Origin of the sequence: Xanthobacter luteus, assembly GCF_040049235.1 — a bacterium.
Taxonomy (GTDB): Bacteria; Pseudomonadota; Alphaproteobacteria; order Rhizobiales; family Xanthobacteraceae; genus Xanthobacter.
In genome coordinates this window covers 835,886-847,888 of sequence record NZ_JBDZDO010000001.1, presented here as the reverse complement: position 1 = coordinate 847,888, position 12,003 = coordinate 835,886, and the positions used below count along the sequence as shown (strand labels likewise).

Genomic DNA, 12,003 nt, shown 5'->3' with positions numbered 1-12,003 from the left:
TCCTGGCCTGTTCTCTTGGCCCGTTCTCCTGGCCTGTTCTCTTGGCCCCTGGTGCGTGCCTCAGCGCGGCACGTCGGCGGTCATGTCGGCGATCGGCTGGGTCTTGGGCAGAACGTAGTGGCGCACCTTGGCGGGGCCGCCTTGGGCGATCAGCGCCTTGAGGTCCAGCACGCGGATGGTCTGGTCCTCGTAGGTCTTCCAGTAATAGCGCAGCGCCACGGGATCGCGGGCGACGGTGGCGAGGGTGAAATCGTAGCCCACCTTGTCGCCGTCCTTGTCGGCGGCGACGCCCACCGGAATGTCGAAATTGTTGAGCACGTGAAATACCTGCGTCACCCCCTCGGCGGCGCTGGCGGGTGGTACGGCGGTGGCGCTGAACACCGCGGCGCGCACGAAGCGCGAGGGCGGGGTGAAGTCGCCCGGCAGGCCCACCATGCCGCTGCCCTGGCCGAGCGGCTGGAGCTTGATGCGGTCCACGGTCACCGGCGGCACGTTGAGCGGGCGCAGCGAGACGTAGTTGCGCAGGTTCGTCATGTGCCAGTCGAAGGCCGGCGAGTTGGTGATCACGCCGAGCGGGTTGTCGGTGACCACCAGCTTGCCGCCGAGCGGCTCGATGACGATGGCGCCGGTCTTGTCGTAGACCACGAAGTGGAACGGCGCCGGGGCCGGGCCCCATTCGGCCACCACGGTGGGGGCGATCACCACCTCGCCCCCCATCACCGCCTTCTTCACCTCCTCGACGGTGGCGAACTGGGTGAGCACGTAATTGAGGAACTCGGTCGGCGCCAGCGCGCGCTTGCGGTTCTCGGGCGTGATCTCGGCGTAGCCGGCGAAGGTCGGGAAATAGAACGCGCCGGCCGACAGGCCCGCCTCGTTGATGCCGTCGAGCATGGACGGGGCGCCGAACGCGGTGGCGCCGAGCGCGGCGTATTTCGCGGCGAAGGCCATGCCCTCGCCGGAGGGCGTGTGGCCGACGAAGGCCGTCCCCTTCGGCACGAAGGCCATGCCGAGGTCGAGCGGGATGCCGAACTCGGCGGTGCGGCCATGGACGAGGCTGCCGTCCTTCGCCTTCAGCATGACGCCGGTACAGGCGGAGGCGCCTGAAACCGGCGCGAGCGCGAGCGAGGCGGCAAGGGCCGCGCAAGTGATGCGAGAGCGGGCGGACATGGGGCTTCCCTCCGTGGTCGGTGCGACCTCGCGCGCCGCGTTGGCGGCTGCCGCCCCGGCGAGATCTGCCCTGGCGTGACGGGCCTCGGCGGCGTGCGGCTGCGGTCCACCGGTTTCGTGCAGCGCGCCGAGCATGCCCGATGCGCCAGCCATTGCAAGGCTGGCGCGCGCCCGGCGCCGGCCCCGGTCACGGCGGTCATAGAGCTGGCAAAGCAGCACGAGGAGGCAGCTATGGCGGGCCGCGTTTCTTCACGCAGAGCCGATGAAATCGCAGTAGGTTAGCAGTAATCCCAACGCTTTTGTGACGTCGGCTGCTCCGTCACACGAACGTCGCCGGCGCAATGCTAGAAGCGCGCGGAAACTCTACTTCGCACGATCGCGGTTCGGCCAACGGTTGTGCGCGATGACACGGGCTCCGCCCGCGGCCGATCCTGCTTGAACCGGGGGTGACGATGACGCGCATGACGACCCTGGCCGCCACTGCGGCCTTCCTTGCCCTGGCGGGTGCCGCCACGGCCGGCGAGATCACGGTCTACACCGCCCTCGAGGCGGACCTGCTGCCGGTCTACAAGAAGTCGTTCGAGGAGAAGAACCCCGGCACGACCATCCGCTGGGTCCGCGACTCGACCGGCATCATCACCGCCAAGCTACTGGCCGAGAAGAACAATCCCCAGGCTGACGCGGTGCTCGGCACGGCCGCCACCTCGCTGCTCCTGCTCGATGCCGAAGGCATGCTGCAGCCTTATGCGCCGGACGGCGTGAAGAAGATCGAGGCGCGCTTCGTCGACAAGAGCGCCCCGCCGGCCTGGGTCGGCACCAATGCGTGGGCGGCGGCGCTGTGCGTCAACACGGTCGAGATGGACAAGCGCAAGCTGCCCATCCCGGCGAGCTGGGCCGACCTCACCAAGCCGGAATACAAGGGCCTCATCGTGATGCCGAACCCGGCCTCCTCGGGCACCGGCTTCCTCGACGTCTCCAGCTGGCTGCAGCTGTTCGGCGAAGAGAAGGGCTGGGCCTTCATGGACGCCCTCGACAAGAACATCGCCACTTACACCCATTCCGGCTCCAAGCCCTGCGCGCTCGCCGCCTCGGGCGAATATCCGATCGGCATCTCGTTCGAGTTCCGCGCCGCCCGCCTGATCAACCAGGGCGCGCCGCTCGTCGCCGTGATCCCGTCCGAGGGCATCGGCTGGGACATGGAGGCCTCGGCCATCATCAAGGGCACCGACAACGAGGCGGACGCCAAGAAGCTGATGGACTGGGTGGTCTCCGACGAGGCCATGAAGATCTACGCCAAGAACTACGCCATCCTCGGCAATGCGGCGCTCGAGGAGCCGATCAAGAACCTGCCGGCCGGCCTCAAGGCCAAGCTGATCGACAACAAGTTCGACTGGGCCGCCGCCAACCGCGCCGCCATCCTCCAGGAGTGGCAGCGCCGCTACGACGCCAAGTCCGAGCCCAAGAAGGGCTGACGGCCGAGGGCTGAGGGGGAGGGCGCCGCCGCCTCCGCCCCCTCATCGCCCGGCACCACCGGAACCGTCATCCCCCGGCGTCTCCGGGGGATCCACGCAGCGGGCCGTCGCACGCGCGATTTCGTTGCGCCCTGGGGCCGGCGGATGCCTCGGACATGCCGGGGCATGGCGCGGCGACGGGCGGAACGCCGCGGCCAAGGCATGGCCCCACAGAGAACCGGAAAAGGGGGCGATCCATGAGCCAGCACACCGTGGACCTTTCGGGCCTCGCGCCTGGCCTGTCCGGCGGCGCGGCCGCCGATCCCGGCGCCGCCATCGTCCAGGGGCTCGCCGCCTCCGCGCCGCGGCCGCCTTACCTCGTGGTCGCCGACGTCTCCAAGCGCTTCGGCGACTTCGCGGCGCTCAGGAACGTCTCGCTCGACGTGCGCGAGGGCGAGTTCGTCTGCTTCCTCGGCCCCTCGGGCTGCGGCAAGACCACGCTCCTGCGCGCCATCGCCGGGCTCGACATCCAGTCCTCCGGCACCATCCACCAGGGCGGGCGCGACATCTCCGCTCTGCCGCCGGAGGAGCGCGACTTCGGCATCGTGTTCCAGTCCTACGCGCTGTTCCCGAACCTCACGGTGCGCCAGAACATCGCCTTCGGCCTGGAGAACCGCGGCATGCGGCGCGCCGAGGTCTCGGCGCGGGTGGAGGGGCTGCTCGAGCTCATCGGCCTGCCGACCCACGGCCACAAATATCCGGCGCAGATCTCCGGCGGCCAGCAGCAGCGCGTGGCGCTCGCCCGCGCTTTGGCGCCGAGCCCGGGCCTGATCCTGCTGGACGAGCCGCTCTCCGCGCTCGACGCCAAGGTGCGGCTCCATCTGCGGGCGGAGCTGAAGCAGCTGCAGGCGCGCCTCGGCGTCACCACGGTGATGGTGACCCACGACCAGGACGAGGCGCTCTCCATCGCCGACCGCATCGTCGTGATGAACATGGGCGTGGTGGAGCAGGTGGGCACGCCGCAGGAGATCTATGACACGCCCGCGAGCCAGTTCGTGGCCGACTTCATCGGCGCCATGAATTTCGTCGAGGGCCGGATGCTGAACCCGGACGAGGCGCGGATCGGCGACCTCACCCTGGTGCTGCGGCGCCAGGGCCGGCCCGCCGCCGCCGGCGAGCCGGTGGTGGTGGCGATCCGCCCCGAGGACGTGCGCATCGTCGGCGCCGACGCCCATGCGGACTGGGAGCACATGAACCGCATCGAGGTCGAGGTGGGGTCGGTCGAATTCCTCGGCGCGCACGTGCGCGCCAGCTTCCTGCACCCCGCCTTCCACGCCAAGCCTCTGGTGGCGCAGCTGTCGCAGACCGTGGCGCGGGCGCTGCAGATGGTCCCCGGCCGCCGGCTCGACGTGGTGCTGCCGGCCGAGCGCCTGCGGGTGTTCGAGGCGCTGAAGCCCCACGGCACCGGCGGCGCGCCGGCCAGCGGCGCCGGTGGCACCCATGGCTGACGTCGCCATCGGCGCGCGCAGCGCCCCCGCCATCCGCCCCAAGGTCGGGCGCGACGACAAGCTGATGCTGGTCTTCGTGCTGATGATCGGCCTTTATCTGGTGGTCAGCCTCGCTCTGCCGCTCGGCTTCATGCTGTGGAAGTCCACCGAGGTGCGTGCGTTTGCCTACGGCGCGGTGGAGATCGAGGTGAATGTGGGCCAGGGGCCGGTGCCGCTCGGCACGCTGGAGCAGGCGGCGCCGCGCCTCGGCCTCATCGCGCCCGTCGAGCAGGCGCGCCGCTCCACCTCGCTCACCGCGGCGCAGCTCTTCCCCGACGGCCGCTTCGAGGGCCAGCAGGTGACGGCGGTGCGCATGCGCCTGTCGGGCGGCGCCGACGACGGGGTGCTGGAACGCGCCGGCGAGGCCGCGGCCTCCGGCCAATGGGTGGAGGCGGGAGCGCGCGACCTGCGCCGCCTGGTGCTGCGCGCCGGCACCAGGCGCTCGCTCGGCAATTACATCGCCTATTTCAGCAATCCCGCGCTCACCCGGTCGATCGCCAACAGCCTCATCGTGTCGCTCGCCACCACGGCGATCACGGTGCTGCTCGCCTTCGGCTTCGCCTATGCGCTGCAGCGCACCTGCATGCCGCTGAAGGGCCTGTTCCGCACCATCGCCGTGGTGCCGATCCTGGTGCCCTCGCTGCTCGCCGGCCTGTCGCTGGTCTATCTGTTCGGCAATCAGGGGCTGATGAAGAACCTGATGATGGGCGCCAGCATCTATGGCGCGCCGGGCATCGTCGCGGGCTGCGTGTTCTTCACCTTCCCGCACGCCTTCCTGATCATCGCCACCGCGCTCTCCATCTCCGACGCACGGCTGTTCGAGGCGGCGCGGGCGCTGCGCACCTCGCCGACCCGCACCTTCTTCAACGTCACCTTGCCGGGGGCGCGCTACGGGCTGATTTCCGCGGCGTTCGTGGTGTTCACCCTCACCATCACCGAGTTCGGCGTGCCGAAGGTGGTGGGCGGGGAGTTCGAGGTGCTCGCGGTGGACATCTACAAGCAGGTGGTGGGCCAGCAGAACTTTGCCATGGGCGCGGTGGTCTCGGTGATCCTGCTGATCCCCGCGGTGGTGGCCTTCTTCGTCGACCGCATGGTGACCGCCAAGCAGGTGGCGCTGCTCACCGCCCGCGCCGTGCCCTATCTGCCGTCGCGCAAGATCGGCCTCGACGCCGCCGCCTTCCTGTTCTGCTGCCTGGTGGCGGGGCTGCTGCTGCTGGTGCTCGGCGTCGCCCAATACGCCGCTCTGGTCAAGTTCTGGCCCTACAACCTCTCGCTCACCTTGGCCCACTTCGCGTTCGAGGGCGTGGACGGCGGCGGCTGGGAATCCTACTTCAACTCCCTGCGCATGGCGTTCCTGGTGGCGGTGATCGGCACCGCGGTGGTGTTCGTCGGCGCCTATCTGGTGGAGAAGGGGCGGGGCTTTGCCGCCGCGCGCGCGGGGCTGCATTTCCTCGCCATGATGCCCATGGCCATTCCCGGCCTGGTGCTGGGCCTGTCCTACATCTTCTTCTTCAACGACCGGGCCAACCCGCTCAACGTCATCTACGGCACCATGGCGATCCTGGTGGTGTCCTCCATCACCCATTTCTACACCGTCTCGCACTTGACCGCGCTGACCGCGCTGAAGGCCATGGACAAGGAGTTCGAGGCGGTGGCGGCCTCGCTCAAGCAGCCGGTGACGCGCATGTTCACCCGCGTGACCATGCCGGTGTGCCTGCCCACCGGGCTCGACATCGCCGCGTATTACTTCGTCAATGCCATGACCACGGTCTCGGCGGTGGTGTTCCTCTATGCGCCCTCCACCACGCTCGCGGCGGTGGCGGCGCTGAACATGGACGACGCCGGCCAGATCCAGGCGGCCGCCGCCATGTGCATGCTGATCTTCTACACCAATCTCGGGGCCCGTCTCGTGCACGCCATCCTCACGCGCCTGATCGCACGCACCCAGGCCTGGCGCCAGCGATGAGCAACACCTTCGACCTCGCCGTGGTGGGGGCCGGCATCGTCGGCCTCGCCCACGCGCTCTCGGGCCTGCGGCGCGGCCTCTCGGTGGTGGTGATCGACCGTGAGGCCGAAGCGGTGGGCGCCTCGGTGCGCAATTTCGGCTTCGTCACCGTCACCGGTCAGCAGCGCGGGGAATGCTGGCGCCGCGCCATGCGCGCGCGCGACATCTGGGAGGAGGTGGCGCCCGAGGCCGGCATCCGCGTCGAGCATCAGGGCCTGCTCGTGGTCGCCCAGCGGCCCGAGGCCATGGCGGTGCTGGAGGCCTTTCGCCTCACCGAGATGGGTGAGGACTGCCACCTGCTCACCGCCGAGGAGGCCATGCGCTCCTACGGCGCCGCGCTCGCCGACCGGCCGTTCGCCGGCGCGCTCTACAGCCCGCACGAGCGGCGCGTGGAGAGCCGGCAGGCAGTGCCGCTGCTCGCCGCCTTTCTGGAGGAACAGGGCGTCTCGTTCCGCCGCCGCTCCCTGGCGCGGGGGGTGGAGAGCGGCCTCGTCGCCACCACCGACGGCGACATCCGGGCACGGCACATCGTGGTGTGCCCGGGCGACGATCTGCTCACCCTCTTTCCCGACGCCATCGCCCGCCTCGGCATCACCCGCTGCCGCCTGCACATGCTGAAGGTGACGCCGCCCGAGGGCTTCCGCCTGCCCTGCGCGGTGATGAGCGACCTCTCGCTGGTGCGCTATCTCGGCTACAGCGAACTGCCCGAGGCCGCGGCGCTCGCCTCCCGCCTCGCCGCCGAGCAGCCCGAGGCGCTCGCGAACGGCATCCATCTGATCGCCGTGCAGGGCGCGGACGGCGGGCTGATCGTCGGCGACAGCCACCATTACGGCTTCTCGCCCGCGCCGTTCTCGCGCGCGGCGGTGGACGACATCATCCTCGCCGAGCTCGACCGCGTTCTGGCCGTGCCGGGCGCGCGCGTCGACGAACGCTGGAGCGGCACCTATGCTTCGCTGCCGGACCGCCTGATGGTGCGCGAGGCGCCCGCCGCCGACATCCGTCTCGTCATCGTCACTTCCGGCACCGGGGCGTCCACCGCCTTCGCCATCGCCGAAGAGACGTTGGACGAACTTACTGGAGCCGCGTTATGACCTACCAGCACATCGCCGCGATCGTCTTCGACTGGGCCGGCACCATGATCGACCACGGCTCGAAGGCGCCCATGGGCGTGTTCCAGCGCGCCTTCGCCCAGTTCGGCGTGGAGATTTCGGTCGAGGAGGCGCGCGGGCCCATGGGCATGGCCAAGCGCGACCACATCGCCGCCCTGATGGCGCTGCCGCGCGTCGCCGCCGCCTGGGCTGAAAAGCACGGCCAGGCGCCGGGCGAGGCCGACATCGACAAGGTCTATGAGGTGTTCGTGCCCATGAACGTCGCCGTGGCGGCGGACTATGCGGACCTGATCGACGGCGTCGCCGGCGTGGTCGCGCGCCTCAAGGCGGCGGGGCTCAAGATCGGCTCCACCACCGGCTATACCCGCGAGATCATGGCCCCCATCCTGCCGCGCGCGGCGGCCCAGGGCTATGCGCCCGACAGCATGGTGTGCGCCGGCGACCTCGCCTTCGGCCGGCCGACCCCCCTCATGCTCTACAAGACCCTGGTCGAGCTCGGCGTGTGGCCCGCCGCGCGGGTGGTGAAGGTGGACGACACCGAGGTCGGCATCGCCGAGGGGCTGAACGCCGGCTGCTGGACCGTGGGCGTGGCGCTCACCGGCAACCTGTTCGGCCTCGACCCGGCGGAGACCGAGGCGCTCGCGCCGGAAGAATTCGAGGCGCGCCGCGCCGCCGCCTATGGCGCCCTGGCGCGGGCCGGCGCCCATTTCGTCATCGACAGCGTCGCCGATCTGGAGGAGGTGCTGGACGAGATCGAGGGCGCGCTGGCGCGCGGCGAGCAGCCTTGAGCGCAGCAAGCGGGGCAGGGGGCGGGACCGCGGCCGGCGGCGCGAGCGAGGGCGACGTCAACACCTCGCCTGCGCGCGCCGCCTGGGACGCGCGCCACGGCGCGCCGACCCGCGCCCTGCTCGATCGCGACGCGGGCGTGTTCCTGCACCAGTCGCTCTCCAGCCCCTGCCTCGACGCCATCGTCGGCGCCGAGGGGGCGTACCTCGTGACCCTCGACGGGCGGCGCATCCTCGATTTCCACGGCAACAGCGTGCACCAGCTCGGCCACGGCCACCCGGCGGTGGTGGCGGCGATCCGCGCGCAGATGGAGCGCCTGCCCTTCTGCCCGCGCCGCTTCACCTGCGAGGAGGCGGTGGCGTTCGCCGAGAAGCTGGTTCAGCTCGCCGGCCCGCCGTTCGGCAAGGTGCTGCTGGTGCCCTCGGGCGCGGCGGCCATCGGCGTGGCGCTGAAGCTCGCCCGGCTCGCCACCGGCCGCCACAAGACCCTCTCCATGTGGGACGCCTTCCACGGCGCCAATCTCGACGCCATCTCGGTGGGCGGGGAGGCGCTGTTCCGCAAGGATGTGGGACCGCTTCTGCCGGGCACGGAGCACCTGCCGCCGCCCGGCCTCGCGCGCCGCTTCTTCGGCGACGACGACCAGGCGACCGACCGCCTCGCGGACTATATCGACTATGTGCTGGAGGTTCAGGGCGACGTGGCGGCGCTGATCGCCGAGCCGGTGCGCTGGACCACGGTGGAGCCGCCGCCGGAAGGCTTCTGGGCCAAGGTGCGCGCCAGCTGCACCCGCCACGGCGCGCTCTTGGTGTTCGACGAGATCCCCTCCGCCCTCGGGCGCTGCGGCTCATTCTACGTGTTCGAGCAGATGGGCTGCGTGCCGGACATGGTGGCCCTCGGCAAGGGGCTCGGCGGGGGCATCGTGCCCCAGGCGGCCCTCGTGGTGCGCGGCGACCTCGACGTGGCGCCCCATCTGGCGCTCGGCCACTACACCCACGAAAAGAGCCCGCTTGGCAGCGCCGCGGGCCTCGCCGCCATCGGCGTGATCGAAGCGGAGGGCCTGATCGCCCGCGCTTGCGCGCTCGGCGAGGCTGGTGGCGCGGCGCTCGCAGCCATGGCGGCGCGCCGGCCGGAGATCGCCGCGGTGCGGCGCATGGGCGCCTTCTTCGGCGTCGAGCTGCGCGACCTGGACGGCGTCGCGGCCGCGGCGCGGGCCGACCGGGTGATGTATGCGGCGCTGGAGCGCGGCCTGTCCTTCAAGGTCGGCGGCGGCAAGGTGCTGACCCTGTGCCCGCCGCTCACCATCTCGGACCGGGATTTCCGCCGGGCGCTGGAGATCCTCGAGGAGGCGCTCGGGGCGGTCCACGCCGGCTAGGCGGCACGACCGGGCTTCGGCGGCTGCCCTCTCTTTCCCCTCGCGCCCCCTTCCTCCTCGCGCCGGCATCGCCCGGCTCGTCCGGGCGATCCACCCTGCGACGCGGTCCCGGCTCGGGATTGGGAAGGGTGCGCCGGCGGCCCGGCGGACCTCCCGGGCGAGCCGGGGCATGGCGGCGATGGGCCGGGCCGGGCGGCGGGGGACCGGGCGGGACGGTGGTGCAACGGCCTGCATCGGCGCCGGGCCGATGTTCACGGTGTTGCCGAACATTGCATCGCCGGCGGCCCGAGGCCATGTGAGGACCCAGGCGGCGCCGCTCCCGCGCCGCGCGGAAAGGACTTCCCATGGGCCTGCTCGTCGACGGCGTCTGGCGCGATCAGTGGTACGACACAAAGGCTTCCGGCGGCCGGTTTGAGCGCCAGGCTGCGCGCTTCCGCAATTTCGTCACCGCCGACGGCGCGCCCGGCCCCACGGGGGAAGGCGGCTTTCCGGCCGAGGCCGGGCGCTATCACCTTTATGTCTCGCTCGCCTGTCCGTGGGCGCACCGCACCCTGATCGTGCGCGCGCTGAAGGGGCTCGAGGCGGCGATCTCGGTCAGCGTGGTGGAGCCGTTCATGGGCGCCGAGGGCTGGACCTTCGCCACGCCCGATCCGCTGCTCGGCAAGCGGCGCCTGCACGAGGTCTACACCGCCGCCGACCCGGCCTATTCCGGCCGGGTGACGGTCCCGGTGCTGTGGGACACGGCGCGCGCCACCATCGTCAGCAACGAATCCGCCGAGATCATCCGCATGTTCAATTCCGCCTTCGCGGCGGTGGGCGCGACGGCGCGCGATCTCTACCCCGCGCCGCTAAGAGCCGAGATCGACGCGGTCAATGCGGGGGTCTATCCGGACGTCAACAACGGCGTCTACCGCGCCGGCTTCGCCACCACCCAGGAGGCGTACGAGGAGGCGGTGGGCCAGCTGTTCCGGCGCCTCGATGGGCTGGAAGAGCGGCTGGCGCGCCAGCCGTTCCTCGCCGGCGACGTGGTCACCGAAGCGGACGTGCGCCTGTTCACCACTTTGGTGCGGTTCGACGCGGTCTATGTGGGCCACTTCAAGTGCAATATCCGCCGCATCGCCGATTATCCGGCGCTGTCGGCCTATCTGCGCGCGCTCTACCAGGCGCCGCAGATCCGCCCCACGGTGGATTTCACCCACATCAAGCGGCACTATTACGAGAGCCACAAGACCATCAACCCCACCGGCATCGTGCCGGTGGGTCCGGCGCTTGATTTGGAGGCGCCGCACGGGCGCGGGCCGCTGGCGTTCGCTTTTTAGGCGGGCCGAACGCAGGCGCGCCGGGCGTGCGCGAGCGGCTGCCCGCGCCTAGGCGCCGTAGATCCAGCCGTAGCGCTTGAGCAGGCTGTCGCCGCCGGTGCGGCGCAGCACCAAATCGCGCGCCATGCGCGGTGCCCCGGAGAGGTGATAGACCACGCCGTTGCGCCGCGCCGTGCTCTGGATGCGGGCGGTGCGCTCGCGCCGGACCGCCTCGTAGGCGCGCAGCGCGCTCTCGGCATCGCCCGCGCCGGTGACGGCGCCGGCGAGCGCGGCGGCGTCCTCGATCGCCTGGGCGGCGCCCTGGGCGAGGAAGGGCAGCATGGCGTGGGCGGCATCGCCCAGCAGCGTCACCCGCCCGGTGCCCCATTGCGCCAGCGGGTCGATGTCGTAGAGCCCCCAGCACAGGAAATGGCCGGCACGGGCGAGCAGGCGCTGCAGCTCCGGGTTCCAGCCCGCGAACGCGGCGTGCACATAAGCGGCGTCGCCCGGCGCGCTCCAGCGCGTCACCGGCCGCGCCTCCTTGACGATGGCGACCAGGTTCAGCGCCTTGCCGCCGCGCACCGGATAGACCACCACATGGGCGTTCTTGCCGAGATGGAGGTGCACTTCCGGCGGATGGCCGTCCGGCGTCTCGATGGTGGCGCGATAGGCGACGCGGTGGGCGAACACCGGCGGCGCGGCAAAGCCCAGATGGGCGCGCACCGCCGAGCGGACCCCGTCGGCGCCGATCAGCACGTCGGCGCCGTGGGCCACCAATTGGTCCCCCTGGCCCACCACGGCGCGCACGCCGGTCGCGGTGCGCTCGATGCTGCGCAGGTCGACCCCGAGCGCCACCGCCGCGCCCGCCTCCTGCGCCGCCTGGGCGAGCGCGTCCTGCAGGTCGGCGCGGTGGATCACCAGAAACGGCGCGCCCCAGCGCCGCGCCGCGGGGGCGTAGTTGGAGCGCGAGAGCGTCGCCCCGGTGCGCCCGTCGCGCACCAGCAGCGCGCGCGGCGCCACCGCCACCTGCTCGATGCGCCCCAGCACGCCGAGGTCGCGCAGGATGCGCGTGGCGTTGGGCGAGAGCTGCAGGCCGGCGCCCACCTCCTTGAGCTTGCGCGCCTGCTCCAGCACCTGGACGGTGACGCCGGCCCGGCGCAAGGCGAGCGCGCAGGCGAGCCCGCCGATGCCGCCGCCGACGATGACGGCGCTGCGGGCCGCCAGCGGGCGGCGCGGCTGGAATGGAATGACGGCCATCTCGGGTTCAG

Annotated in this window: 9 protein-coding genes; 7 read left to right on the top strand and 2 right to left on the bottom strand. The window is 71.3% G+C overall.

Translation table 11 applies throughout. From position 1 onward, the window contains the following. Positions 1-60: 60 nt before the first annotated feature. Positions 61-1,167 carry a linear amide C-N hydrolase gene (locus tag ABLE88_RS04070; protein ID WP_348830180.1) on the bottom strand — a complete coding sequence of 369 codons (1,107 nt, stop codon included), beginning with the start codon at positions 1,165-1,167 and terminating at the stop codon, positions 61-63. A gap of 446 nt (positions 1,168-1,613) precedes the next feature. On the opposite strand from ABLE88_RS04070, the gene ABLE88_RS04065 reads away from it, so the two are divergent. The 7 genes from ABLE88_RS04065 (at position 1,614) to ABLE88_RS04035 (ending at position 10,756) form a co-directional block, all read left to right on the top strand. Then, on the top strand, positions 1,614-2,639 hold the full coding sequence (locus ABLE88_RS04065) for a putative 2-aminoethylphosphonate ABC transporter substrate-binding protein (protein WP_510182845.1): 1,026 nt from the start codon (positions 1,614-1,616) through the stop codon (positions 2,637-2,639). 236 nt (positions 2,640-2,875) lie between these two features. Continuing rightward, a complete protein-coding gene (locus tag ABLE88_RS04060; protein WP_348830178.1) occupies positions 2,876-4,126 on the top strand; it encodes a putative 2-aminoethylphosphonate ABC transporter ATP-binding protein in 1,251 nt (416 codons plus the stop codon). Beyond that, a complete protein-coding gene (locus tag ABLE88_RS04055; RefSeq protein WP_348830177.1) occupies positions 4,119-6,131 on the top strand; it encodes a putative 2-aminoethylphosphonate ABC transporter permease subunit in 2,013 nt (670 codons plus the stop codon). The genes ABLE88_RS04060 and ABLE88_RS04055 overlap by 8 nt, the downstream gene beginning before the upstream one ends. Next, complete coding sequence (locus ABLE88_RS04050; RefSeq protein WP_348830176.1) at positions 6,128-7,261, top strand: TIGR03364 family FAD-dependent oxidoreductase; 1,134 nt, start codon at positions 6,128-6,130, stop codon at positions 7,259-7,261. Before ABLE88_RS04055 ends, ABLE88_RS04050 begins: the two co-directional genes overlap by 4 nt. Continuing rightward, positions 7,258-8,067, top strand: a complete 810-nt coding sequence (phnX, locus tag ABLE88_RS04045; protein ID WP_348830175.1) for a phosphonoacetaldehyde hydrolase — start codon at positions 7,258-7,260, stop codon at positions 8,065-8,067. Before ABLE88_RS04050 ends, phnX begins: the two co-directional genes overlap by 4 nt. Further along, positions 8,064-9,437 carry a (R)-1-hydroxy-2-aminoethylphosphonate ammonia-lyase gene (gene pbfA / locus ABLE88_RS04040; protein ID WP_348830174.1) on the top strand — a complete coding sequence of 458 codons (1,374 nt, stop codon included), beginning with the start codon at positions 8,064-8,066 and terminating at the stop codon, positions 9,435-9,437. Before phnX ends, pbfA begins: the two co-directional genes overlap by 4 nt. Positions 9,438-9,781: 344 nt before the next feature. Next, positions 9,782-10,756 carry a glutathione S-transferase family protein gene (locus ABLE88_RS04035; RefSeq protein ID WP_348830173.1) on the top strand — a complete coding sequence of 325 codons (975 nt, stop codon included), beginning with the start codon at positions 9,782-9,784 and terminating at the stop codon, positions 10,754-10,756. A gap of 48 nt (positions 10,757-10,804) precedes the next feature. Here ABLE88_RS04035 and ABLE88_RS04030 read toward each other — a convergent pair whose 3' ends face one another. Continuing rightward, positions 10,805-11,992, bottom strand: coding sequence for an FAD-dependent monooxygenase (locus tag ABLE88_RS04030; RefSeq protein WP_348830172.1), 1,188 nt, complete (start codon positions 11,990-11,992; stop codon positions 10,805-10,807). Positions 11,993-12,003 lie beyond the last annotated feature (11 nt).

Bases quoted from the DNA above. Each gene is read 5' to 3' on its own strand.
- ABLE88_RS04055 (WP_348830177.1), top strand. From the start codon at position 4,119: ATGGCTGACGTCGCCATCGGCGCGCGCAGCGCCCCCGCCATCCGCCCC.
- phnX (WP_348830175.1), top strand. From the start codon at position 7,258: ATGACCTACCAGCACATCGCCGCGATCGTCTTCGACTGGGCCGGCACC.
- ABLE88_RS04070 (WP_348830180.1), bottom strand. From the start codon at position 1,167: ATGTCCGCCCGCTCTCGCATCACTTGCGCGGCCCTTGCCGCCTCGCTC.
- ABLE88_RS04030 (WP_348830172.1), bottom strand. From the start codon at position 11,992: ATGGCCGTCATTCCATTCCAGCCGCGCCGCCCGCTGGCGGCCCGCAGC.
- ABLE88_RS04050 (WP_348830176.1), top strand. From the start codon at position 6,128: ATGAGCAACACCTTCGACCTCGCCGTGGTGGGGGCCGGCATCGTCGGC.
- ABLE88_RS04060 (WP_348830178.1), top strand. From the start codon at position 2,876: ATGAGCCAGCACACCGTGGACCTTTCGGGCCTCGCGCCTGGCCTGTCC.
- ABLE88_RS04035 (WP_348830173.1), top strand. From the start codon at position 9,782: ATGGGCCTGCTCGTCGACGGCGTCTGGCGCGATCAGTGGTACGACACA.